The organism is Pseudomonas sp. OA65 (genome assembly GCF_017498305.1).
Lineage (GTDB): Bacteria > Pseudomonadota > Gammaproteobacteria > Pseudomonadales > Pseudomonadaceae > Aquipseudomonas > Aquipseudomonas zanjanensis.
On sequence record NZ_JAGDEZ010000002.1, the window covers coordinates 23677 to 47107 of the forward strand.

The window sequence follows — 23431 nt, forward strand, 5'->3', positions numbered from 1 at the left end:
CCGAGACATGCCGTACCGCGTCTTATTCGGCAGTCTGTTGCTGCTGTTGTCTTTTACCGCAGCCGCCGGGAATCCCGCTTCCGCGATCTCCTACACCCGCGATATCCAGCCGATCTTCACGGAAAAATGCGTGGCCTGCCATGCCTGCTACGACTCCGCCTGCCAGTTGAACCTGGGCAGTGGCGAGGGCGCGGCGCGGGGGGCGAGCAAGCTGTCGGTGTATGACGGCGAGCGACGCCAGGCGGCCGATCCGACTCGCTTGTTCTATGACGCCTCCGGCCCGCGCGCCTGGCAACGCAAGGGCTTCTATTCAGTGCTCGACGCCCAGGGCAGCCAAGCTGCGTTGATGGCGCGCATGCTGGAGTTGGGCCATCGCACGCCGTTGCAGCCTAACGCCAAGCTGCCGGAAGAGATCGTCCTGGGCCTCAACCGCGACAACAGTTGCGCGATGCCGGGTCAATTCGACGAATATGCCGGCGCCCATCCCAAGGAAGGCATGCCCCTGGCCGTCACCGGCCTGACTGACCAGCAATACCAAACCCTGCAGCGTTGGCTGGCCGCAGGCGCGCCGATCGATCAGCAGGCCCTGGCCCCAAGCGCCGCCGAAGCCTTGCAGGTGGTGCAATGGGAAAACCTGCTCAATGCCCCGGGCGCCCGGGAAAGCCTGGTGGGCCGCTGGTTGTTCGAACATTGGTTCTTGGCGCACATCTATTTCAAGGGTGGCGAGCCTGGGCATTTCTTTCAGTGGGTGCGATCGCGCACACCCACGGGCCAGCCGATCGACCTGATCAACACCCGCCGTCCCAACGACGATCCTGGTACCCGCATTTATTACCGGCTCTGGCCGGTACAGGGGGTGATCGTGCACAAGACCCACATCACCTACGGCTTGAGCGCGGCGAAAATGGCGCGCATCAAGAGCTTGTTCTACAGCGGCAAGTGGCAGGTCGCCGCGTTGCCGGGCTACGGTCCGGAGCGCCGGGCCAATCCGTTTTCCACCTTCGAAGCGATCCCGGCCCAGGCGCGCTACCAGTTCATGCTCGATAACGCCGAGTACTTCGTGCGTACGTTCATTCGCGGGCCGGTGTGCCGGGGCCAGATTGCCACCGACGTGATCCGCGACAACTTCTGGGCGCTGTTCCAGGCCCCCGAGCACGACCTGTACATCACCGACCCGAACTACCGCGGCCAGGCCACGCCGTTGTTGGCGATGCCGGGGCAGAACGATGACGTGGGCAGCGTCGTCAGCCTGTGGCTCGACTATCGGGACAAGCGTAACGAATACGAAGCCTTGCGCCGCGACAACTATGCCGAGCTGCCGGCACCGAGCTGGTCGACGCTATGGGCCGGCAACGACAACGCGCTGCTGAGCATTTTCCGGCACTTCGACAGTGCTTCGGTCACCAAGGGGCTGATCGGCGAGGTACCGCAGACAATGTGGCTGTTCGACTTCCCATTGCTGGAGCGTACCTATTATCAGCTGGCGGTGAATTTCGACGTGTTCGGCAATGTCTCCCACCAGGCCCAGACCCGGTTGTATTTCGACTTGATCCGCAACGGTGCGGAGCAGAATTTCCTGCGCCTGATGCCGGCCGACTCCCGCGAAGGCTACCTGGACGATTGGTACCAGGACGGCGGTAAGGTGAAGATGTGGCTCGATTACGAGGCCGTCGACGATGACAAGCCCACCGCCCTCAAGCTGGACGAGCACGACCCCAAGCGCGATTTCACCGAGCAATTGCTGGTCCATTATGGCGAGTTGAACGCACGCCCGGATCCGATCAACCGCTGCGACGGTGCCTACTGCTCGCGCCCGAACATCGACCCGACGCTGCAAAACGCCGAACAGGCCCTCAGCCGGTTGGTATCGCGCCCTGCGGCGGGGCTCAAGGTGATCGACCAACTGCCCGAAGCGACCCTGCTGCGCGTCGAAACCGCCAGCGGTCACCGTGAGATCTACAGCCTGCTGCGCAACCGTGCCCACAGCAACGTCGCGTTCCTGCTGGGCGAGGAACGGCGCTACCAGCCAGGGCTGGACACGCTGACGGTCTACCCCGGCGTGCTCAGCAGCTATCCGAACTTCATCTTCAATATTCCGGCCGGGCAAGTGCCGGCTTTCGTCGAAGCCATGCAAGGCGTCCAGGACGCACCGGCGTTCGAACGGATTGTCGAGCGCTGGGGAATTCGCCGCAGCCACCCGCAGTTCTGGTATTACTTCCATGACCTGAGCCAGTACATCCAGGAGACGGAGCCGGTGGAAAGCGGTGTGCTGGACATGAATCGCTACCAGAACCTCTGATCGACAGGTCCGGCGGCAAACCCCGTGCCGTCGGATGCTTTCCTGACAAAAATACTAGGACTTTGTCCGGCGCGATGATTGGCGTAAACTGCCGGCAAGCCTGCGAGGAGTTTCCATGACCGCCATAACCATTACCGATGCCGCCCACGATTACCTGGCCGACCTGCTGTCCAAGCAGAACACCCCGGGTATCGGGATCCGCATCTTCATCACCCAGCCCGGCACCCAGTACGCAGAGACGTGCATCGCCTACTGCAAGCCGGGGGAAGAAAAACCCGAAGACACCGCGTTGGGGCTCAAGAGCTTCACCGCGTACATCGACTCGTTCAGCGAAGCTTTCCTGGACGATGCGGTCGTCGACTACGCCACCGACCGCATGGGCGGCCAGCTGACCATCAAGGCGCCGAACGCCAAGGTGCCGATGGTCAATGCCGACAGCCCGGTCAACGAGCGCATCAATTATTACCTGCAAACCGAAATCAACCCGGGGCTGGCCAGCCACGGCGGCCAGGTGTCGCTGATCGACGTGGTGGAGGACGGCATCGCCGTGCTCCAGTTCGGCGGCGGCTGCCAGGGCTGCGGCCAGGCTGACGTGACCTTGAAGGAAGGCATCGAGCGCACCTTGCTCGAGCGCATCCCGGAGCTCAAGGGCGTACGCGACGTGACCGACCACACGCAGAAAGAAAACGCCTACTACTGATGGTGTTCGCTGCGCGCAAAACTGTGGCGAGGGAGCTTGCTCCCGCTCGATTGCGAAGCAATCGCCAGGCAATCGATGCATTCTCGTGATGATGCAGGGGTTGCCAGGGGACCGCTTCGCGGTCCAGCGGGAGCAAGCTCCCTCGCCACAAAAGCTTCAGCGATCAGCTCGTAATCTTTGGTAGCCCGCCGCCCCCTGTGGGAGCGGGCTTGCCCGCGAAGGCGTCGGCACATTCAACATCATTGCCAACTGACCCACCGCTATCGCGAGCAAGCTCGCTCCCACATTTGATCTGGGGTAACCGTCACTTTTCCTGTCGCTCCCACAGGGGGGGAGGGCTGGTTCTTGCTGAGCCTCAGGGCCTGTAGAGATGCGCATGCCCGGCGCGGTACAGCGAAGACTCGCTGAACACATCGTTGCCCAACACCCGTCCCACCAGAATCAGCGCCGTGCGGCGAAAGCCCTTGGCTTGTACCTTTATCGCGATATCGTCCAACGTCCCCATCACCCAATCCTGATCTGGCCAGGTCGCCCGGTGGATCACCGCGATCGGGCAATCGCCGCCATAGTGGGGCCGCAGTTCGTCGACGATCTTTTCCAGATGATTGACCCCCAGGTGAATCGCCATGGTCGCCCCGTGCTGCGCCAGGTTGCCCAGTTCTTCCCCAGCAGGCATCGGCGATTTGTCGGCGTAGCGGGTCAGGATCAGGCTCTGAGAGACGTCCGGCAAGGTCAGTTCGGTGCCGAGCAGAGCGGCGCAGGCTGAGGTCGCGGTCACCCCCGGGATGATGTCGAACGGAATGCCCAATTCCCGCAGGCAACGAATCTGCTCGCCGATGGCGCCGTACAGGCTTGGGTCGCCGGAATGCACCCGTGCCACGTCCTGGCCCTTGAGATGGGCGCCCTTGATCAATTCGATAATCTGTTCCAGATGCAGCTCGGCGCTGTTGATCACCTGTTCGGCACAATGGCCTTCGAGGACGGCGGTCGGTACCAGTGAGCCGGCGTAGATGATCACCGCGCACTGGCGGATCAGTCGTTGGCCCTTGACCGTGATGAGGTCCGGATCGCCGGGGCCGGCGCCGATGAAGTACACGGTCATGACCGGCTCCTGTGGAAGGTGGGTGAGTGTTGCCCAGATGAAGATCGCTCATGATCCAGGGCGCCAATTATCGGGCTTTACGCCACGACCGCCAATGCCAACGTGCTGTTGGGGCCTTTCTGGCGGGGAATCAGCAGGGTTGCGGGCAGTGTGCCCAACTGGTCGGCCATGGCCAGGGCGGCGCTTTCGGCGACACCGTAGCAACCGGTTCGCTCGAAAGCGATTTCGGAGCGGTGACTGAGCCGCTGCTCGTACTCGGCCAATTGTCCGACGCTGAAGCAGGTCAGCGACAGGCCCAGTTGCCCGGCCAGTTCCAACAGCCCGGGCTCGTCACGCTTGAGGTCGATACTGGCCAGGGCTCGTACTTGGTGAAGTCCGATGCCGTGGGCCAGCAACGTCTGTTCGAGCAAGGCCCGCAGCGTGCTGGCCGGGCAACCGCGCTGGCAGCCCAGGCCGATCACCAGGATCGGCTCGGCGCTCATGCGTCGTGGTGGGCTTGGCCGTCACGGCGAAACAGCCAGGCGCTGATCAGGCCCAGGGCCAGCCAGAACGCGACGTTGGTCACCTGCGAGGCGATCTTGAACTGGCTCTCAAGCGCTTCGGGTGCCAGCATCGAATGGACTTCCGGTTGCGGCGCGCCGATGACGTGGGGCACCAGCAACGTCGCCGCGCCCAGTACCTTGAGCACCCAATGCTGGCCGAAGGCGATCAAGGCAATGCCCACCGCCGTGGACGCCGCGGTGCCAATCCACCACATTTGCCGCTGGGCCAGGTCGGCCGCCGCGGTGCCGGGCAACTCCGGGGGCAGGCCGAGGGTCGGCGCCAGGACGAACGTGGCATAACCGGCCAGGCCCCAGAGCAGGCCTTGGGACGTGCGAGTCGGTGCGCGCAAGGTGTACAGGCCCGCCAGCATCAGGGCAAAGCCCACGGCGACCACCAGGTTACCGCCGGTGGTGGACAGTACCCGCTGCCAGCCGTCTTCCGGCTCCCAGGCTTCGGCGTCATGGGTGTGGGCGGCCCCGTCGGCGTGTTCGTGAACCTCCGTCGCCGGAGCCTTCTCGAAGGTTTCCGCCTGGAGAATCAGCGGCGATACCCAGAAGCTTTGCAGCAAGGTCAGCAGCAGGGCGGCCAGCAAGCCGCTGAAACCGGCGGTCTGGGCGATACGCTTGATCATGTCGTCGGTTCTCAATGGCAGGGGAAGGCGGCGCTGTGGCGGGTATCGTGGGCGGCGTTGTGTACCGCTTCGATGTGGGAGAACCCGGCGAAATAGACCAGCCCCGCCCCCAGGATCGAAGCCAGGATCGCGGCGCTCAGGCGTTGACTCAGGGTGGTGGTGCTGCTGGCGGAGCGGGCGGTGCTGCTGATGGTCGACATGGCGCTTCCCTCTGTTTTTGTTCCGTGGGGGATGCGAGCGCGAGGAGATCCCGGGCGAAAACCCGCCAAGGTTCGAACAGCGCCCGCCCACCGCGGGTTTGTTGATGCATGAGTCATGGGCCGGTCTCCGGGCTCACGAGGGGCTGGGCTTGTGCCTGGCCTGCAAGCATCACCCTTCCCATGTCCGTGGACACAGTGGTTCAGACGCTTCGCTCGCTTACCGTTGCGGGGGCAGCACCGGACTGACGTGGGCTTGGAGTAAAGCACACGATTCACCGGTTTCCCGTTTCACCCTGTGAAGGGCACCCATTACAAGGCGCACAGGAGAGCATGGGTGGGGGCGGGGCGTCAATTGGCAAGGTGCCGCCTACCCCTACACATGTAGGGTATTCGTCCAGCGTTCAATGATATTTAATTCACCTTCAAATCAAGGCGGTGCTGTTAATCAGGTAGCTCAGTTATGAATTTTTTTGGAGTCGCTTGAAATTAGCGGGGCGCAGTTAGGGGGGGACCTAAGTGAAAATGGAGTTTGATCTGCGGACTGAATGCCGCTGTTCTATAACAGAAGAGAAGGCAAAGTTTTTAGGGTTCGCCAGCATGGTCATGTTTATGTGCAGGCAGTATTCCACCTTTCGGATGCTGACATTGGATTTCTGGTTGTCACCTGCAATTGATCATAGGCAAATAGTGTTTTTCTTTGATCGTACTGGGCTGCCTAGGGGATATGTGACTTGGGCGTACTTGGCGCCTGATTCCGAAGAGCGTTTACTCACGGATCCAGAGTTTTTGCTTCACCCTTCGGAGTGGAACGAAGGGGGTAGAACTTGGATTATTGATTTTTGTTTTCCTGTCGGGGGTGCAAGACAGGCTATGGGGAGGATGAAGGAGATTCTCCGAGGGGAGGGTGTTGATAGGGTTTACTGGGCTCGCAAACGTCCCTGTGCCGCACGTTGCGGACGTTTAAAGAGCTGTTCAATGAAGTTGCGGGACTTTTAGATTTTCAAGGGGTAATTAAGGTTGTTTAGTTGGTGTTTTTTAAAGATTTGCTGGCGGTGGCGGTAAGCTAATTTACTGCCCCCGCTTTATTGACCGAAAGGAGATATGGAAATGCGTGATTTGACGTTGGCTGAAATCGAGATGATCAGTGGGGCTGTAGGTCCATTGGGGGCAGTCGCTGGCGCTGCAGCAGCGGGGGCGGGGTATATTGGAACCCAGGCAGGAAGTGGTTCGCCGGCCACGTGGACAGGAGCGGGGGCGGCCATGGTAGGTGGCGCGGTAACTGGATTTTTTACGCCCGCTACCACCGCACAAGCAGCCGGGGCAGCGATGATAGGTTTTTATGGAGGTTTGGCGGGAGGGTACGTAAGTAGGGGGCTCGGAAATACTGGTGCCTAGTTATTTGAATTCGCGGATGGAAGTCCATGGGTGCCCTGTATGACCGCGTAGCCGCAATGCGGGGTGGGCTTCTATCGCGAACGTTGGCTTGTAACAGATGACTGCAAGATCCTGGTTGGAGTTTTTTGGTTTGGTGGTGTTCAGGTTTGTTTGCGTTGGTGTTTGAGCTTTTTTTGAAATTGGTATGGGTGTCAGTTAATTATTGAGGAGGTGGGGTGGGCGCTTTTTTTTGGAGTGAACTCTGTATGGTGTTGACCACGGGCGGAATATGGGGTGGGGTGGCGCTTCTTGTGATGATGGGTGCCTGTTTGTTGATTAAAAAAATTGCTGGGTTTGAATTTTCTCAGCCGGTTAAGTATCTGGTTTTCATGGGGGGGAGCTTCATCATAGTGCGCCTATGTTCAGTGAGCATGCCTATCCGGTTGTGTGGCTGAATGGCTGGTGATGCTTGACGCTATAGATGTTTTCGCCATTTTTATCCAAAGGCCATTCCTGTTTCGATGGAGGTACGATGGAGGCATTTTCCTGGAGTGAACTTTGTGTAGGGTTCATGGACGTTCTTTTGGGGCTTGTCGTTATTTTCCTAATGATGGCTATTCTTTTATTGCTAAAACGACTGACTGGCTTTGAGTTGCCTCCACCAGTGAGATTGGCAGTACTTGTAATTTCTGCCGTTTTCTTGATGCAAGTTTGCTCGGAAGATGTATCTGTCCCCATGTGCGGTTTACAAAAAACTACCGGCGAGGTTGGGGTGTCAGTCGGAAGGTATTCGCAGGAGCATCGAGTCGCCCCCATCGCGAGCAGGCTCGCTCCCACAGGGGGATTTGCGTTGAACATGAATGTTATGTCCGGCGAGATCCACTGTGGGAGCGAGCCTGCTCGCGATGAGGCCCGGACATACACCGCACAACGCACTGGAGATTGACCCGCCCCCACACCCTGCGTAGCCTTGCGCCTTCGAGGTTCTTCGGCATGCGCCGGAGCTAAGAAGGGAACGCGGTCCAAGCCGCGGCTGCCCCCGCAACTGTGAACGGTGAGGTTTCTGCAAGGCCACTGTGCATGCCCTTTTACCAAAGGCGCACGGGAAGGCGCAGCAATTGCCAGTCGAAAGACCGGCCCGCCGTCAGCCAGGAGACCTGCCTCGAGACAGATTCTCACTACAACCGGGCGGGGTGATCCGGTGGCGAAATCTTCCGCACGCCTGTGCCAGCGGTTGTCGTCCCGTTTGCCCGCCACCTTGCCAAAGGGCATCCGATGAAAACACTGGCCAAACTCCCCGTCACCATCGTCACCGGCTTCCTCGGCTCGGGTAAGACCACCTTGCTGCGGCACATGCTCGACAACGCCCAGGGCCGGCGCATCGCCGTGATCGTCAACGAGTTCGGCGAGCTGGGGATCGACGGCGAGATCCTCAAGCAGTGCACCATCGGTTGCACCGAAGAAGAAGCCAACGGCCGCGTCTACGAACTGGCCAACGGTTGCCTGTGCTGCACGGTGCAGGAAGAGTTCTTCCCGGTGATGCGTGAACTGGTCGCCCGGCGTGGCGACCTCGATCACATCCTCATCGAAACCTCCGGCCTGGCCCTGCCCAAGCCGTTGGTCCAGGCCTTCCAGTGGCCGGAAATCCGCAGCGCCTGCACCGTCGACGCGGTGATCACCGTGGTCGACAGCCCGGCCGTGGCCGCCGGCACCTTCGCCGCCTTCCCCGACCAGGTCGACGCCCAGCGCAAACTCGACCCGAACCTGGATCACGAATCGCCGCTGCACGAACTGTTCGCCGACCAACTGGCCAGCGCCGACCTGGTGATCCTCAACAAGGCCGACCTGATCAGCCCTGAAGACCTGGCCAGGGTGCGCCTGGAAGTCGCCGAAGAACTGCCGCCAGCGGTCAAGGTCATCGAAGCCAGCAGCGGTCGCCTGCCACTGGACGTGCTGATCGGCCTGGGCGCCGGTTCCGAAGAACACATCGACGGTCGCCACAGCCATCACGACCATCACCATGACGGCGACGATGACGACCACGATCATGACGCCTTCGATTCCATTTCCATCGAACTGCCCCAGGCCGACGAAAGCCTGCTGCTGCATGCACTGACGCAACTGGTGGTCCAGCACGGCGTGCTGCGGGTCAAGGGTTTCGCGGCGATCCCGAACAAGCCGATGCGCCTGTTGATCCAGGGCGTCGGTACGCGCTTCGACAAGCATTTCGACCGTCAGTGGGGCGCCGATGAAGCGCGGGTCACCCGGCTGGTGCTGATCGGCCAGGCACTGGATGCCGCACTGCTCGAAGCGCAATTGCGCGCCGCTCTCAGCGCCTAAGCCATGCACCTGCTCAGGACCCAGCCCGGCGGTTTCGTGTCGGATGACAACATTGCCGACCTGGGGCAAACCCCCGCCGAACTGGTGATCCTGTGCAGCGGCGACTCCAGCCTGGCGCTGTTGGCCGAAGCGGCGAAGCAGTTGCCGGGCGATTATCCGGAGTTTCGCCTCGCCAACCCGATGCAGGTGCAGAACCACGCCTCGGTGGACCTGTATTTCGAAGACGTGCTGCAACACGCCAAGGTGATCCTGTTGTCGCTGCACGGCGGCATCGGCTATTGGCGCTACGGCATCGAGCGCCTGATGGAACTGGCTGGACGCGGGGTGAAGCTGATCCTGGTGCCGGGGGATGACCGTCCGGACCCGGAGCTCAGTGACCTGAGCAGCGTGGCCGTCGAGGACCGTGACCGGCTCTGGCAGTTCTTGCGCCAGGGTGGCCTGGGCAATGCCTTGGACTTGTTTCACAACCTCGGCAGCCAATGGTTCGGCCGCGATTATCCGTGGAGCGAGCCGCAGGCCCTGCCACGCACGGCGATCTATCACCCGGCGAAAACCAGCGCCAGTCTCGGCGATTGGCAAGCCGACTGGGGCACCGGGCAACCGGTGGCGGCGGTGCTGTTTTATCGCTCCCACCTGCAAGCGGCGAACACCGCGTTCATCGACGTGTTCTGCCAGCGCCTGCAAGCGGCGGGGCTCAATCCGCTGCCGATTGCCGTGGCCAGCCTCAAGGAACCGGCTTGCCTTGCGCGGGTCGAGGACTGGCTGGACGAGGTGGAAGCGGGGGTGATCCTCAACACCACCGGCTTCGCTCAATCCAGCCCCGAAGCTCCGCATTTGCGACCGTTTCGCCGCAATATCCCGGTGATCCAGGCCATTTGCGCCCAGGACAACGAACCCGGCTGGCGTGCCAACGAGCAGGGCTTGGGGCCACGGGACCTGGCGATGCACATTGCCTTGCCGGAACTGGACGGACGAATCATCAGCCGCCCCATCAGTTTCAAGGACTTGGCCTGGCGCAGCGAACGCAGCCAGAGCGACGTGGTCTGCTACCGCGCCGTGCCCGAGCGCATGGATTTTGTCGCCGCACTGGCCCAGCGCTGGACCACCCTGGCGCGCCTGCCCAGTGGGCAAAAGCGGGTGGCGCTGATCCTCGCCAACTACCCGACCCGGGATGGGCGCATCGGCAACGGTGTCGGCCTGGACACCCCGGCGGCGGCCTTGAACATCCTGCGGGCCTTGCAGGCCGAGGGCTATCCACTGCCGGCCGAACTGCCGGCGAGCGGCACTGCGTTGATCCAGCAATTGCTCGGCGGGGTCAGTAACGACCTGGACAGCCTCGACTTGCGCCCCTGTCACCAGAGCCTGGCCCTCGATGCCTACCAATCCCTGTTCGACGCGCTGCCCGAGGCCAATCGCCAAGCGGTGCTGGCGCGCTGGGGCACACCCGACCAGGACCCGATGTTCCGCGACGGGCGCTTGATGGTCGCCGGCCTGCGCCTGGGCCTGACGTTTGTCGGCATCCAGCCGGCGCGGGGTTATCAGGTCGATCCGAGCGCGGTGTACCACGACCCGGACCTGGTGCCGCCCCACGGTTACCTGGCGTTTTATTTCTGGTTGCGCCACACCTACGGCGTCCACGCAGTGATCCACGTCGGCAAGCACGGCAACCTCGAATGGCTGCCGGGCAAGGGCGTCGGGCTCTCGGAAAACTGCTGGCCGGACGTGCTGCTGGGGCCGCTGCCGAATATCTATCCATTCATCGTCAACGACCCGGGCGAGGGCGCCCAGGCCAAGCGACGGACCCAGGCGGTGATCATCGACCACTTGATGCCGCCGCTGACCCGGGCCGAAACCTATGGGCCGCTGCGTAACCTCGAGCTGCTGGCCGACGAATACTACGAGGCGCAATTGCTCGATCCGCGCCGCGCCCGGGAACTGCAACGGGACATCCTCAACCTGGTGCGCGAGACGCACATCGACCGGGAGCTGCAACTGGATGCCGCCCTGGACAGCGATGCCGACGCGGCGATCTGGCTGCCTCGCCTGGACACCTACCTGTGCGACTTGAAGGAGTCGCAGATCCGCGACGGCCTGCACGTTTTTGGCGAGTCGCCCAGCGGGCGGCTGCGCATCGACACGTTGCTGGCGTTGCTGCGCATTCCCCGGGGCGATGGCAAAGGCGCCCAGTCGAGCCTGCTGCGGGCGCTGGCGAAGGCGTTCGGGCTGGGTTTCGATCCGCTGGATTGTGCCTTGGCCGAGCCCTGGGCGGGGGAGCGCCCCGACGCGTTGCGTCAGGTCAGTAGCGAGCCTTGGCGCACCGCCGGTGATACCCGCGAGCGCCTGGAGCTGTTCGCGGCGCAGTTGATCGAGCGGGCGCTGGACGGTGTCGTCGAGCCACTGGAGGGGGTGGGCTGGGAGACGGTTTTCGACATTATTGAAAACCTGCGGTCCGTCGTGGCCCCGCGCCTGGACGCCTGCGGCCCGGCGGAAATGCGTGGCCTGCTCGATGCCCTGGGCGGGCGCTTCGTGCCGGCCGGCCCCAGCGGCGCGCCGAGCCGCGGGCGTCTGGACGTGTTGCCCACCGGGCGTAACTTTTTCTCGGTGGACGTTCGCAACCTGCCCACCACCACGGCGTGGCGCATCGGTTTCCAGTCGGCGAACCTGATCCTTGAACGGCACTTGCAGGACCACGGCGATCACCTGCGCCAGCTCGGCCTGTCGGTGTGGGGCACCGCCACGATGCGCACCGGCGGTGATGACATCGCCCAGGCCATGGCGTTGATGGGCGTGCGTCCGGTGTGGGCCACCGGCAGCCAGCGGGTCGATGACTTCGAGATCCTGCCGTTGAGCCTGCTGGACCGGCCCCGGGTCGATGTCACGTTGCGGGTGTCCGGGTTCTTCCGGGATGCCTTTGCCAACCTGATCCGCTTGTTCGACGCCGCCGTGCAGGCCGTCGCCGCCCTCGATGAGCCGGACGACATGAACCCCTTGGCGGCCAAGGTGCGCAGCGAGTGCGAAGCCTTGCAGGCGTCGGGCCTTGAGCCGGATGCCGCGGCGCGCCAGGCCGGCTGGCGGATTTTCGGGGCCAAGCCCGGTGCCTATGGCGCGGGCGTGCAGGGTGCGATTGACGGTCGTTTGTGGCAGAGCCGCGAGGACCTGGCCGAGGTGTACCTGAACTGGGGCGGCTACGCCTACGGTGCCAGCGATGAAGGCACCGCCGCCCGGGAGCAGTTCTCCCGGCGCTTGAGCCAGGTGCAGGCGGTGTTGCAGAACCAGGACAACCGCGAGCACGACCTGCTCGATTCCAACGATTACTACCAATTTCAAGGCGGCATGCTGGCGGCGGTCGAGACCCTCAGTGGCGATGCGGCGGCCAGTTACCATGGCGATCACAGCCAGCCGGACTTGCCCAGGATTCGTACCCTGAAGGAAGAGCTCAACCGGGTCATCCGCTCCCGTGCGGCCAATCCGAAGTGGATCGACGGCGTAAAGCGGCACGGCTATAAAGGCGCGTTCGAACTGGCGGCGACGGTGGACAACTTGTTTGCCTTCGATGCCACCACCCAATTGATCGACGATCACCAGTACGCCTTGCTGGCCGATGCCTACCTGCTCGACCCGGACACCCGGGATTTCGTTCGCCAGCACAACCCCGACGCCCTGCGGGACATGACCGAGCGCATGCTCGAAGCGCAGCAGCGAGGGATGTGGCAGGATCCAGGCGAGTATCGCGAGGCGTTGGAAAATTTGTTGTTGGATATTGAAGAAGATGGCTGAAATGAGGACCACAGACCAGCCCTTGTGGCGAGGGAGCTTGCTCCCGCTGGGCTGCGCAGCAGCCCCCGGAACCTGAAGCCCCAGTGCCCTTTCAGAATGACGACTGCCGCGCAGTCGAGCGGGAGCAAGCTCCCTCGCCACAGGGACTCTCTCACATGCATGAGACATTCAACATGACCCACACCCCCCATTTCCCACTCTCCGCCGTGGTCGGCGCCGATGACCTGAAACTGGCCCTGTGCCTGGCCGCCATCGACCCGAAAATCGGCGGTGTGTTGATCGAAGGTCCGCGGGGCATGGCCAAGTCCACATTGGCCCGGGGCCTGGCGGACCTGCTGGCCAGCGGTCAGTTCGTCACCTTGCCCCTCGGTGCGACCGAAGAGCGGCTGGTGGGCACCCTGGACCTGGACGCGGCGCTGGGGGAAGGGCGCGCGCAGTTTTCTCCCGGCGTGCTGGCCAAGGCCGACGGTGGCGTACTGTATGTCGATGAAGTGAACCTGTTGCCCGACCACCTGGTGGATCTGCTGCTCGATGTAGCCGCCAGCGGCACCAACCTGATCGAGCGTGACGGCATTTCCCATCGGCACTCGGCGCGCTTTGTCCTGATCGGCACCATGAACCCGGAAGAGGGCGAGCTGCGTCCGCAGTTGCTCGACCGTTTCGGCCTGAACGTCGCCCTCGATGGTCACACCGCACCGGCCGAGCGCGGCCAGATCATTCGGCGGCGGTTGGATTTCGACAGCGATCCGGTGGCGTTCTGCGCAGAGTGGGAAACGGCTCAACAGCAGTTGCGCGAACGCTGCCAACAGGCCCGCGAGCGCTTGGCCGGGATCGCCCTCGATGATGCGGCGCTGGCGCAGATCACCGAGCATTGTTTTGCCGCTGGGGTCGATGGCTTGCGCGCCGACCTGGTCTGGCTGCGGGCGGCCCGGGCCCATGCCGCCTGGCGCGGCGCCGCGGCGATTGCCGACGAAGACATCGATGCCGTCGCCGAGTTTGCCTTGCGGCATCGGCGGCGCGGGCATTCGGCACCGGCGCCGTCCCAGGCACCGACGGGGGCGGAAAAAACCACTGAACCCAACGAAGGCCAGGGCCAGTGGGGCGACCTGCCAGCGCGGGCATTGCCGACCGGGGCCCGGCGCGATGTGCCGAGCTGGCCAAAAAAGCCCTAGGCATTCGCCCCCGTTCGCCGGCGGGGGCGAATGCCAGACTCCGTGCCGGACGCCTCGACCAGGGCCGTCAGGGCCGGAGCAAAGCGGCGGCCAGCGGCGCGGTGAACTGGCCGGGGACGTTGCTCAACGGCCGACCACGCCGACATGAAGATTTGCGTTGGCACGATCGCCATCGGTCTCCCCATGAGCTGTGGCTGGTCATCGTCGATGCGTCGGCCTCGACCCGACGTCATCGCGCCTTGAGTGACGGCAAAGGTCTGTTGGCGCAATTGTTCGACGACGCCTACCGACAACGCGCCCGCTTGGCGCTGCTGACAGCCAGCGGCACGCAACCGAACTGGCAGGTGCAGGGGCTAAAGGCCTCGGCCGGTCTGCGCGACTGGCTCGATGGCTTGGGTGCAGGGGGCGGAACGCCGTTGCTGGCGGCGATGAACGAGGCCGGCCGCTGGCTGGTGGCGCGGCGCAAGCGCTACCCGGCGGAGCAGCAACGGGTGCTGGTAATGACCGATGGACGCGTCAAGGAAGGGCTTTTACCGCCGGTCCTCGATTGCCCGTGCCTGTTGATCGACATCGAAAGAGGCCCGATTCGCCTGGGCCGGGCCCGGCAGTTGGCGGGGCTGTTGGGGGCTGAGTATCGGCATATCGATGAAGGGGTTCCTAACTGAGATTTGCGGTGGCCTATCTGGCCTCATCGCGAGCAGGCTCGCTCCCACATTGGTTCTGTTGTGAACACAAAGCCAATGACCACCACAGCTCTTCCTGTGGGAGCGAGCCTGCTCGCGAAGGCATCACCTCGGTTCTGGATATGCCCACCCAACCCGCATCACTGCACTATGCTCACCCAGCCCCTCACAGGAGTGAACCATGCGCGTACTCGTCACCAATCCCCAGGACGATTTTCGGGTCAAGGCCTATGCCGGCACCAACGGCGTGCTGCTCGCCATGGACCTGGCTGAACACCGACGCCAGGGCTTGCTGGGCTTTGCCATCGAGAAGCAGCAGGGTGACAAGCCCTGGCTGTTCCTGTTCAACAGCCTGACCTTCCCCGACAAGGCCCATACCTTTCCCCAGTTCCACGCCACCCCCAGCGACAAGGCGCCCCTGCAGAAATTTCGCTGGGCCGACTACGCCGTCAACCCCGGTGTGACGATCCACTACCGTGTGCACCTGGCCTATGGCAGCCCCGAGGCACCGCAGTTGGGCGAATCCCTGGACGTCACCGTCACCAGCGACGACGGGCAACCGACCAACCAGCGCGTGATTTTCAACCGTGCCGTGGCCGCCAGCCAGGCGTTCCAGCGCAAGTTTCCCGAGCTGGACGCGCTGATCGACGCCAACAAGCACCTGTCCATCGACGACTGGCCCGACGCCCCGCGTCGCTGGCTGGAAAACGGTTTGCTGGGGCGCTTGATCGGTTTCATCGACCGGGCGCTGGATGCCAGCTGGGCCTTGGACGTCGCTATCTATGAATACGAACTGCCGGTGATCGTCGATGCGGTGACCGCCGCTCACGCTCGCGGCGCCCGGGTGCGAGTGCTGTATCACGCCGAGCCCGGGGACGACACCACGGCACGCAACGAAGCCAGTCTCGAGAGCATGCCGGCGGCCAACAAACGTGGGCGGGTCACCCACAACATTTTCCACAACAAGTTCATTGTGCTGAGCAAGGTGCAGGGCAGCGGTTCGTTACAACCCGAGGCCGTGCTGTGCGGCAGCACCAACTTCACCGCCAACGGTGTCTACCGCCAGGCCAACGTCGTGCATGTGCTGGACGATCCTCGGATCAGCAGCAGCTATCTCCGGGTGTTCGAGCAAATCTGGGCGACCCCCAAAGATGTCGATGCCACTCGCCAATGGTTGAACCTGAACAACGCCATGGCGCCGCAAGAGGCGTTGTTCGCCGGGTTCTCGCCACGCACCGGGGAGGGCGACCTGGATCGTTTCGTCGACATCATCAAGGGGGCGCGAAAGGACCTGTTGTTCGTCACCGCCTTTGTGTTGCCCGACCGCATCCTCGACGCCTTGCTCGGCGCACCCAATGACGATGTGCTGCGCTACGGCCTGCAAAACACCCGGAGCCGCATCACCGGCTTCCATGCCGACCGCACCGCCGAATTCGCCGCCACCGCGTTGCTCAACACCGGTCTGGAAGGCTGGCTGCGGGAAAACATGAAAGGCCAGAAGGGCAATCTGCTGGTACACACCAAGGCCATCGTCACCGACTTCACCAGCGACACGCCGACCATCCTCAGCGGCAGCCACAACCTGAGCGCCGCGGCCAGCAGTGGCAACGACGAGAATTACCTGATCATCCAAGGCGACACCGACCTGGCCGACCGCTATGGCCTGGAACTGCTGCGTTTCTATGAGCATTACCGCTTTCGTTATTTCGCGAAAAAACTCGCCCTCAAGCAGGTCAAGCCGCTGGCAGTGGATGACAGCTGGAGCGATGACTATTACCGCGAGGGGGATTTGCGGATGTTGTCCAGGGTGAGGTTTTGCGGGCGTTAAGCAGTGGCAAGAGATGTTTTAGGGTGCTATTTTTAGCGCCATTAAGAGTACTCAAGGACTCGCGTCATGACACACATCGTGCTTTCTCAAGTGGTAGCCAGCATTTCCGAACTCAAGAAGAATCCGATGGGCACCGTTGCCGCTGGTGGGGGATTGTCAGTAGCGATCCTCAACCGCAACGAGCCGGCTTTTTATTGTGTCCCCGCTCGGGAATATGAAGCCATGATGGACCGGCTTGAAGACATGGAGTTGGTCGCTCTTTGCCGCGAGCGTGAAAATGATCCAACGATCAAGGTTTCTCTTGATGACCTATGAGTTGGAGTTTTCTGATAAAGCATGGAAGGAATGGCAAAAGCTGGGAGCAACGCTCAAGGAGCAATTCAAGAAAAAGCTTGAGGAGCGACTGGTAAATCCACACGTCCAGGCTGACCGACTGCACGGGTTGGGCAACGCTTATAAAATCAAGCTGCGCAATGCAGGCTATCGATTGGTTTACCGGGTAGTAGATGATTTGCTGGTCGTTACGGTGATCGCGGTAGGTAAGCGCGAGCGCGGCCAGGTATATGACGAGGCCGCCAGGCGCCAATAGGTGATGTTTGTCTTTCCAAGAACGCCGCAAAACCATTGTGGGAGCGAGCTTGCTCGCGATGGCGTCAGGTCAGTTGGCATCAACCTTGGCTGATCCACCGCTATCGCGAGCAAGCTCGCTCCCACAGGGTAATCATTCACACATTCCAGAATGGCTCCGTTTGGGGGCGCCGAATACTCGGCGCAGCTCCGGTTTGGGGCCTTGTTACCCGTGCGTCGTGGCCGACGGTAGCAACAGTGTTTGCAGGCAGACTTCACCGTCCGCCCACTTGTATTTCCCATCTCCCTGATTTCCCTCAATTTCTATTTTTCTCTCCCAGGGCCCTCAAGCCTGTGGCACACTTTCTGCTGTCTATTCCGTTGTTACATACCATGTTCCGGTATAGCGGAATAAACTCACTCTGGAGTGCTTGCCATGCAACGCCGACCTTCCTTGTTCAAAGCGTGTGTTTTTCTCTTCGTGGCCACGACGGCTGCCATGGGGGTCGCTCAGGCGGCCGACAGCAAGCTGGACAGCGTGCTGCAGCGGGGGAAATTGATCGTGGGCACGGGCAGTACCAATGCGCCGTGGCACTTCCAGGGAGCGGATGGCAAGTTGCAGGGCTTCGATATCGATATCGCGCGGATGGTCGCCAAGGGCCTGTTCAACGACCCGGAGAAAGTCGAGTTCGTGGTGCAGTCGTCCGATGCGCGGATTCCCAACCTGCTGACCGACAAGGTCGACATGAGCTGCCAGTTCATCACCGTTACCGCCAGTCGCGCCCAGCAAGTGGCATTCACCCTGCCGTACTACCGCGAAGGCGTGGGCCTGCTGCTGCCGGCCAACAGCAAGTACAAGGAAATCGAAGACCTCAAGGCGGCGGATGACGACGTTACCGTGGCGGTGCTGCAGAACGTGTACGCCGAAGAACTCGTGCACCAGGCGTTGCCCAAGGCCAAGGTCGACCAGTACGACAGCGTCGACCTGATGTACCAGGCGGTGAACTCCGGCCGTGCCGATGCCGCCGCCACCGACCAGTCCTCGGTCAAATACCTGATGGTGCAGAACCCAGGGCGCTATCGCAGCCCGGCCTACGCCTGGAGCCCACAAACCTACGCCTGCGCGGTCAAGCGCGGCGACCAGGACTGGCTGAACTTCGTCAACACCACCTTGCATGAGGCCATGACCGGTGTGGAATTCCCCACCTACGCGGCGTCGTTCAAGCAGTGGTTCGGTGTCGAGCTGCCATCGCCGGCGATCGGTTTCCCCGTTGAATTCAAATGACCCTGTGAGCCCGGGGCGCCCTTTGTGGGCGCACCGTCGAAGGTAGTGCCGACCATGAATTATCAGTTGAACTTTGCCGCCGTCTGGCGCGATTTCGACACCTTGCTGGCGGGGCTCGGCCTGGGGCTTTCCCTGGCGCTGGTGTCGATCGCCATCGGCTGCGTGATCGGCCTGGCGATGGCGTTCGCGCTGCTCAGCAAGCATCGCGTGTTGCGGGTGCTGGCGTCGGTGTATGTCACGGTGATCCGCAATACGCCGATCCTGGTGCTGATCCTGTTGATCTACTTCGCCTTGCCGAGCCTGGGCATTCGCCTGGACAAGCTGCCGTCGTTCGTCATCACGCTCTCGCTGTACGCCGGGGCTTACCTGACCGAAGTGTTTCGCGGCGGGCTGTTGAGCATTCACAAGGGACAGCGTGAAGCGGGATTGGCCATCGGCCTGGGCGAGTGGCAGGTGAAGGCCTACGTCACCGTGCCGGTGATGCTGCGCAACGTATTGCCGGCCTTGTCGAACAACTTCATTTCGCTGTTCAAGGACACCTCCCTGGCGGCGGCGATTGCCGTGCCAGAGCTGACTTACTACGCCCGCAAGATCAACGTGGAGAGCTACCGGGTGATCGAAACCTGGCTGGTGACCACGGCCCTGTATGTCGCGGCCTGTTACCTCATTGCCATGCTGCTGCGGTATTTCGAGCAGCGCCTGGCGATCCGCCGTTAGGAGTCTCCCATGTACGAATCCCCCAGTTGGTTGCATGAGTTGTGGGTCGCCCGGGACACCCTGTGGGCCGGTTTCCTGACCAGCGTGCAGTGTTCGCTGCTGGCGATTGTGTTGGGCACCTTGATCGGTGTCGTCGCCGGATTGGCGTTGACGTACGGCCGTGTCTGGATGCGTGCGCCGTTTCGTTTCTACGTCGACCTGATTCGCGGCACGCCAGTGTTCGTGCTGGTGCTGGCCTGCTTCTACATTGCCCCGGCCCTGGGCTGGCAGATCGGCGCGTTCCAGGCCGGCGTGCTGGGCTTGACGCTGTTCTGCGGCTCCCACGTGGCCGAGATCGTGCGCGGCGCCTTGCAGGCATTGCCCCGTGGGCAGATGGAAGCGAGCCAGGCCATCGGCCTGACGTTCTACCAGGCGCTGGGTTACGTGCTGTTGCCCCAGGCGTTGCGGCAGATCCTGCCGACCTGGGTCAATTCCTCCACGGAGATCGTCAAGGCCTCGACCTTGCTGTCGGTGATCGGCGTCGCCGAGTTGCTGCTCAGCACCCAGCAGATCATCGCCCGGACCTTCATGACGTTGGAATTTTACCTGTTCGCCGGGTTTCTCTTTTTCATCATCAACTACGCCATCGAATTGCTCGGACGGCACATTGAAAAGCGGGTGGCGTTGCCATGACTGACGTTTCGAAACTCTCCAGTACAAAGCTCTCAAACGCCCAACCGCTGCTGGACATTCGCGGCCTGCGCAAACAATACGGCCCGCTGGAAGTGCTCAAGGGCGTGGACCTGAGCATGCAGCGCGGCAATGTGGTCACGCTGATCGGCTCCAGCGGTTCGGGCAAGACCACATTGCTGCGTTGCGTGAACATGCTGGAAGAATTCCAGGGCGGCCGGATCGTGCTCGACGGCGAGTCCATCGGTTATGACGAGGTGGCTGGCAAGCGCGTGCGCCACCCCGAGAAAGTCATCGCCCGCCATCGGGCCATGACTGGCATGGCCTTCCAGCAGTTCAACCTGTTCCCGCATCTGACCGCGTTGCAGAACGTCACCCTGGGCCTGCTCAAGGTGAAAAAACTGCACAAGGACGAAGCGGTGGCCCTGGCCGAAAAATGGCTGGAGCGGGTCGGCCTGTTGGAGCGGCGCGACCACTTTCCCGGCCAGTTGTCCGGCGGCCAGCAGCAACGCGTGGCGATTGCCCGGGCGATTGCGATGAACCCCAGCCTGATGCTGTTCGACGAAGTCACCTCGGCCCTGGACCCGGAGCTGGTCGGTGAGGTGCTGAACGTGATCAAGGGCCTGGCCGAAGACGGCATGACCATGCTGCTGGTGACCCACGAAATGCGCTTCGCCTTCGAGGTCTCCGACAAGATCGTGTTCATGAACCAGGGCCGCATCGAAGAACAAGGGCCACCCAAGGAACTGTTCGAGCGGCCGCAATCGCCGCGTCTGGCGGAATTCCTCAAGAACACCCGTTTTTAATCCATTCAGCTATCCAATCAATTTAACAAGGAGATACCCATGAGCATTACGCGTTACGGCACCGGCAGCACCGCAGGCGGCGGCCAGCCACGGCCCTTCGCCCGCGCCGTGGAGGCCGATGGCTGGCTGCACGTGTCTGGCCAGGTGCCGGCGGTGAACGGCGAGATCATTGTCGGCGGGATCGTCGAGCAGACCCACCAGACCATGAAGAACCTGGTCGCCATTCTCGAAGAGGCCGGCTACGGCCTGGAAGATGTGGTGCGCTGCGGCGTATGGCTGGAGGACCCGCGGGACTTCTGGAGTTTCAACAAAGTGTTCGGCGAATACTTCAACCCGGAACACGCCCCGGCCAGGGCCTGCGTGCAGGCGAGCATGATGGTCGATTGCAAGGTCGAGATCGATTGTATTGCCTACAAGAAAAAAGGCTGAACACGATATTCTGGAAAATTCGCTTCTGTGGCGAGGGAGCTTGCTCCCGCTCGGCTGCGCAGCAGTCGCAAGAAACTGGGCCTGCTGCGCAGGCCAGCGGGAGCAAGCTCCCTCGCCACAGTAAAGATACATGCGACTATGGGTGAAATTTCAGGAACCGAAAACATGACCGAAGACACCATCAAACGCCGGGCCCGGGGATTGGATCGGGCGTTCGATATCCTCGATTTTCTCAAGGAAATCGGCCAACCGTTGCGCCCGAACGATATTGCCAGCGGCATCGGCAGCCCCAAGTCCACGGTCTATGAACTGGTGGCGTCGCTGTTGGAGCGACGCATCCTCGAGCCGGTGGGCAAGGACGGTCACGTCTACCTGGGCCGCCAGTTGTACTTCCTCGGCCAGGCGCACCTGCGGCATTTCGATTTGAGCCGCGAGGCTGATCAGGCCTTGCAGGAGATCGTGCGCCAGACCCGGGAAACGGCGCAGATGTGCCTGCTCAACGGGCGCAAATACACCGTCGCGCTGATGAAAGAAGGCGAGCGGCATTTCCGTATCTCCTCGGACATCGGTGAAAACGCGCCGATCCCATGGACCGCATCCGGGCGCCTGCTACTGGCGCATCTGAGCGACCAGCAGATCGTCGACTTGATCGACCCCGACGATTTCATCCTGCCGGACGGCGAGCGCCTGCCCCTCGAGCAATTTCTCAAGGAAATCCGCCAGGCCGGCCTCGATGGTTTTTTCTCCTTCGACAGCGTCGCCGATACCTTCACCCATTGCTTCGCCGCACCGGTCAAAGACCCCGGCGGCGTGGCCATCGCCACCCTGTGCATCGTCGCCCCACGGGCCGACGCCAAGAACAATTACGCCGACTACCGCCGGGTGCTGATCGAAAGCGCCAACAACCTGGCCCGTCGCATCAATGAATAAACAGCCACGGCACTAGCGGCCGTGCGCGAGGAGTTCGAACATGTCATCTGCCATCCTTAATGCCGGCGTCGAGAAGGGCGCTGCCACCGTCGGCGCCCACCTGCTGCGGGACGTCAGCCTGCCAGCGCTGGTGCTGCACCGCGCGGCCCTGGAGCACAACATCCGCTGGATGCAGGATTTCGTCACCCGCAGCGGTGCCGAACTGGCGCCCCACGGCAAGACCAGCATGACCCCCGCGTTGTTTCGCCGACAATTGGAAGCCGGTGCCTGGGGCCTGACCCTCGCCACCGCCGTGCAGACCCGTGCCGCCTACGCCCATGGCGTGCGCCGAGTGTTGATGGCCAACCAATTGGTGGGCACGCCCAACATGGCGCTGATTGCCGATCTGCTCGCCGACCCGGCGTTCGAATTCCATTGCCTGGTGGATCATCCGGACAACGTCGCTGACTTGGGTGCTTACTTCGCTTCTCGCGGCATGCGGCTCAATGTGATGATCGAGTACGGCGTGGTCGGTGGTCGGTGTGGCTGCCGGACCGAAGCCGAGGTGCTGGCCCTGGCCGAGGCGATTCGCAGTCAACCGGCGCTGGCGTTGACCGGTATCGAAGGCTACGAAGGGGTGATCCACGGCGACCATGCCATCAGCGGCATCCGCGCGTTCGCAGCCTCCTTGGTACGGCTGGCGGTGCAGTTGCAGGACGGCGGTGCCTTCGCCATCGACAAACCCATCATCACCGCCTCGGGTTCGGCCTGGTACGACCTGATCGCCGAATCCTTCGAAGCCCAGAATGCCCACGGGCGTTTCCTCAGCGTGCTGCGGCCCGGCAGCTACGTGGCCCATGACCATGGCATCTACAAAGAGGCCCAGTGCTGCGTGCTGGAGCGCCGCAGCGACCTGCACGAAGGCCTGCACCCGGCCCTGGAGGTCTGGGCCCATGTGCAATCGCTGCCGGAGCCGGGCTTCGCGGTGATCGCCCTGGGCAAGCGCGACGTCGCCTACGACGCCGGATTGCCGGTGCCGCTCAAGCGCTACACGCCCGGATCGGACGCGGTGGTGGGGGATGATGTCAGCGCTTGCAAGGTGACGGCGGTGATGGACCAGCATGCGTTCATGACGGTGGCGGCGGGGGTTGAGCTGCGTGTGGGCGACATTATTTCGTTTGGGACTTCCCACCCGTGCCTGACGTTCGATAAGTGGCGAGTGGGGTGCCTGGTGGATGAGCAACTGAGGGTGGTCGAGTCTATGGAGACTTGTTTCTAAAGCTTGAGACCGAGTCGCGGCTATCGCGAGCAAGCTCGCTCCCACAGTGGATTGTTGTGAATACAACATTTGTGATCACCACCATCCTCCTGTGGGAGCGAGCTTGCTCGCGATAGCGGCC

Annotated in this window: 20 protein-coding genes and 2 riboswitches; of the genes, 16 read left to right on the forward strand and 4 right to left on the reverse strand. The window is 62.3% G+C overall.

Annotation, left to right across the window (positions count from 1 at the left end):
* Positions 1-7 precede the first annotated feature (7 nt).
* Entirely contained in the window at positions 8-2299 is a 2292-nt protein-coding gene (locus tag J3361_RS01835; protein ID WP_207961884.1) for a fatty acid cis/trans isomerase, read from the forward strand.
* A 115-nt stretch (positions 2300-2414) separates the two neighbouring features.
* Complete coding sequence (gene nfuA, locus J3361_RS01840; protein ID WP_003182850.1) at positions 2415-2999, forward strand: Fe-S biogenesis protein NfuA; 585 nt, start codon at positions 2415-2417, stop codon at positions 2997-2999.
* Positions 3000-3354: 355 nt separating this feature from the next.
* On the opposite strand, the gene cobM is transcribed toward nfuA, so the two are convergent.
* The 4 genes from cobM to J3361_RS01860 form a co-directional block, all read right to left on the reverse strand.
* Positions 3355-4101, reverse strand: a complete 747-nt coding sequence (gene cobM, locus J3361_RS01845; RefSeq protein WP_207961886.1) for a precorrin-4 C(11)-methyltransferase — start codon at positions 4099-4101, stop codon at positions 3355-3357.
* Positions 4102-4178: 77 nt separating this feature from the next.
* Positions 4179-4583, reverse strand: coding sequence for a cobalamin biosynthesis protein (locus J3361_RS01850; protein ID WP_207961889.1), 405 nt, complete (start codon positions 4581-4583; stop codon positions 4179-4181).
* The gene (locus J3361_RS01855) at positions 4580-5275 is read right to left on the reverse strand and encodes a CbtA family protein (RefSeq protein WP_207961891.1); all 696 of its coding nucleotides are present in this window, start codon (positions 5273-5275) and stop codon (positions 4580-4582) included. The genes J3361_RS01850 and J3361_RS01855 overlap by 4 nt, the downstream gene beginning before the upstream one ends.
* Before the next feature lie 11 nt (positions 5276-5286).
* Positions 5287-5475, reverse strand: a complete 189-nt coding sequence (locus J3361_RS01860) for a CbtB-domain containing protein (RefSeq protein ID WP_053121497.1) — start codon at positions 5473-5475, stop codon at positions 5287-5289.
* Between the two features lie 100 nt (positions 5476-5575).
* A riboswitch (cobalamin riboswitch) is annotated at positions 5576-5800 on the reverse strand.
* Between the two features lie 2013 nt (positions 5801-7813).
* A riboswitch (cobalamin riboswitch) is annotated at positions 7814-8029 on the forward strand.
* Positions 8030-8124: 95 nt separating this feature from the next.
* Between J3361_RS01860 and cobW the strand changes: the two genes are divergently transcribed.
* The 14 genes from cobW to J3361_RS01935 all read left to right on the forward strand — a co-directional run bounded on the left by cobW (position 8125) and on the right by J3361_RS01935 (position 23310).
* A complete protein-coding gene (gene cobW, locus J3361_RS01870) occupies positions 8125-9189 on the forward strand; it encodes a cobalamin biosynthesis protein CobW (RefSeq protein ID WP_207961895.1) in 1065 nt (354 codons plus the stop codon).
* A gap of 3 nt (positions 9190-9192) precedes the next feature.
* Entirely contained in the window at positions 9193-12966 is a 3774-nt protein-coding gene (gene cobN / locus J3361_RS01875) for a cobaltochelatase subunit CobN (RefSeq protein ID WP_207961896.1), read from the forward strand.
* 173 nt (positions 12967-13139) lie between these two features.
* Positions 13140-14138, forward strand: a complete 999-nt coding sequence (locus J3361_RS01880; protein ID WP_207961905.1) for an ATP-binding protein — start codon at positions 13140-13142, stop codon at positions 14136-14138.
* Between the two features lie 2 nt (positions 14139-14140).
* A complete protein-coding gene (locus J3361_RS01885; protein WP_347709608.1) occupies positions 14141-14803 on the forward strand; it encodes a VWA domain-containing protein in 663 nt (220 codons plus the stop codon).
* A gap of 199 nt (positions 14804-15002) precedes the next feature.
* Positions 15003-16649 (forward strand): phospholipase D-like domain-containing protein, encoded by a 1647-nt coding sequence (locus J3361_RS01890; RefSeq protein ID WP_207961907.1) that lies wholly within the window; start codon positions 15003-15005, stop codon positions 16647-16649.
* Positions 16650-16715: 66 nt separating this feature from the next.
* Complete coding sequence (locus J3361_RS01895) at positions 16716-16964, forward strand: type II toxin-antitoxin system Phd/YefM family antitoxin (RefSeq protein ID WP_024616638.1); 249 nt, start codon at positions 16716-16718, stop codon at positions 16962-16964.
* Positions 16954-17238, forward strand: a complete 285-nt coding sequence (locus J3361_RS01900) for a type II toxin-antitoxin system RelE/ParE family toxin (protein ID WP_186729016.1) — start codon at positions 16954-16956, stop codon at positions 17236-17238. Before J3361_RS01895 ends, J3361_RS01900 begins: the two co-directional genes overlap by 11 nt.
* 414 nt (positions 17239-17652) lie before the next feature.
* Complete coding sequence (locus tag J3361_RS01905) at positions 17653-18501, forward strand: transporter substrate-binding domain-containing protein (RefSeq protein WP_207961909.1); 849 nt, start codon at positions 17653-17655, stop codon at positions 18499-18501.
* 54 nt (positions 18502-18555) lie between these two features.
* Entirely contained in the window at positions 18556-19218 is a 663-nt protein-coding gene (locus tag J3361_RS01910) for an amino acid ABC transporter permease (RefSeq protein ID WP_014338685.1), read from the forward strand.
* A gap of 9 nt (positions 19219-19227) precedes the next feature.
* Positions 19228-19890 carry an amino acid ABC transporter permease gene (locus J3361_RS01915; RefSeq protein ID WP_207961911.1) on the forward strand — a complete coding sequence of 221 codons (663 nt, stop codon included), beginning with the start codon at positions 19228-19230 and terminating at the stop codon, positions 19888-19890.
* Positions 19887-20693: an amino acid ABC transporter ATP-binding protein gene (locus tag J3361_RS01920; RefSeq protein ID WP_186706690.1), complete on the forward strand. Its 807-nt coding sequence runs from the start codon at positions 19887-19889 to the stop codon at positions 20691-20693. Before J3361_RS01915 ends, J3361_RS01920 begins: the two co-directional genes overlap by 4 nt.
* A gap of 39 nt (positions 20694-20732) precedes the next feature.
* The gene (locus J3361_RS01925) at positions 20733-21122 is read left to right on the forward strand and encodes a RidA family protein (RefSeq protein ID WP_186706691.1); all 390 of its coding nucleotides are present in this window, start codon (positions 20733-20735) and stop codon (positions 21120-21122) included.
* Positions 21123-21287: 165 nt separating this feature from the next.
* A complete protein-coding gene (locus J3361_RS01930) occupies positions 21288-22052 on the forward strand; it encodes an IclR family transcriptional regulator (RefSeq protein WP_058543922.1) in 765 nt (254 codons plus the stop codon).
* 40 nt (positions 22053-22092) lie between these two features.
* Positions 22093-23310 (forward strand): amino acid deaminase, encoded by a 1218-nt coding sequence (locus J3361_RS01935; protein ID WP_207961913.1) that lies wholly within the window; start codon positions 22093-22095, stop codon positions 23308-23310.
* Positions 23311-23431 lie beyond the last annotated feature (121 nt).

What these genes read in the sequence shown, in the direction of transcription:
- cobN (WP_207961896.1), top strand. Translation starts at nt 9,193, where the DNA reads ATGCACCTGCTCAGGACCCAGCCCGGCGGTTTCGTGTCGGATGACAAC.
- J3361_RS01910 (WP_014338685.1), top strand. Translation starts at nt 18,556, where the DNA reads ATGAATTATCAGTTGAACTTTGCCGCCGTCTGGCGCGATTTCGACACC.
- J3361_RS01860 (WP_053121497.1), bottom strand. Translation starts at nt 5,475, where the DNA reads ATGTCGACCATCAGCAGCACCGCCCGCTCCGCCAGCAGCACCACCACC.
- J3361_RS01850 (WP_207961889.1), bottom strand. Translation starts at nt 4,583, where the DNA reads ATGAGCGCCGAGCCGATCCTGGTGATCGGCCTGGGCTGCCAGCGCGGT.
- nfuA (WP_003182850.1), top strand. Translation starts at nt 2,415, where the DNA reads ATGACCGCCATAACCATTACCGATGCCGCCCACGATTACCTGGCCGAC.
- J3361_RS01935 (WP_207961913.1), top strand. Translation starts at nt 22,093, where the DNA reads ATGTCATCTGCCATCCTTAATGCCGGCGTCGAGAAGGGCGCTGCCACC.
- J3361_RS01930 (WP_058543922.1), top strand. Translation starts at nt 21,288, where the DNA reads ATGACCGAAGACACCATCAAACGCCGGGCCCGGGGATTGGATCGGGCG.
- J3361_RS01905 (WP_207961909.1), top strand. Translation starts at nt 17,653, where the DNA reads ATGCAACGCCGACCTTCCTTGTTCAAAGCGTGTGTTTTTCTCTTCGTG.
- J3361_RS01855 (WP_207961891.1), bottom strand. Translation starts at nt 5,275, where the DNA reads ATGATCAAGCGTATCGCCCAGACCGCCGGTTTCAGCGGCTTGCTGGCC.
- J3361_RS01925 (WP_186706691.1), top strand. Translation starts at nt 20,733, where the DNA reads ATGAGCATTACGCGTTACGGCACCGGCAGCACCGCAGGCGGCGGCCAG.
- J3361_RS01900 (WP_186729016.1), top strand. Translation starts at nt 16,954, where the DNA reads ATGACCTATGAGTTGGAGTTTTCTGATAAAGCATGGAAGGAATGGCAA.
- cobW (WP_207961895.1), top strand. Translation starts at nt 8,125, where the DNA reads ATGAAAACACTGGCCAAACTCCCCGTCACCATCGTCACCGGCTTCCTC.
- J3361_RS01835 (WP_207961884.1), top strand. Translation starts at nt 8, where the DNA reads ATGCCGTACCGCGTCTTATTCGGCAGTCTGTTGCTGCTGTTGTCTTTT.
- J3361_RS01880 (WP_207961905.1), top strand. Translation starts at nt 13,140, where the DNA reads ATGACCCACACCCCCCATTTCCCACTCTCCGCCGTGGTCGGCGCCGAT.
- J3361_RS01890 (WP_207961907.1), top strand. Translation starts at nt 15,003, where the DNA reads ATGCGCGTACTCGTCACCAATCCCCAGGACGATTTTCGGGTCAAGGCC.
- J3361_RS01915 (WP_207961911.1), top strand. Translation starts at nt 19,228, where the DNA reads ATGTACGAATCCCCCAGTTGGTTGCATGAGTTGTGGGTCGCCCGGGAC.
- J3361_RS01895 (WP_024616638.1), top strand. Translation starts at nt 16,716, where the DNA reads ATGACACACATCGTGCTTTCTCAAGTGGTAGCCAGCATTTCCGAACTC.
- J3361_RS01920 (WP_186706690.1), top strand. Translation starts at nt 19,887, where the DNA reads ATGACTGACGTTTCGAAACTCTCCAGTACAAAGCTCTCAAACGCCCAA.
- cobM (WP_207961886.1), bottom strand. Translation starts at nt 4,101, where the DNA reads ATGACCGTGTACTTCATCGGCGCCGGCCCCGGCGATCCGGACCTCATC.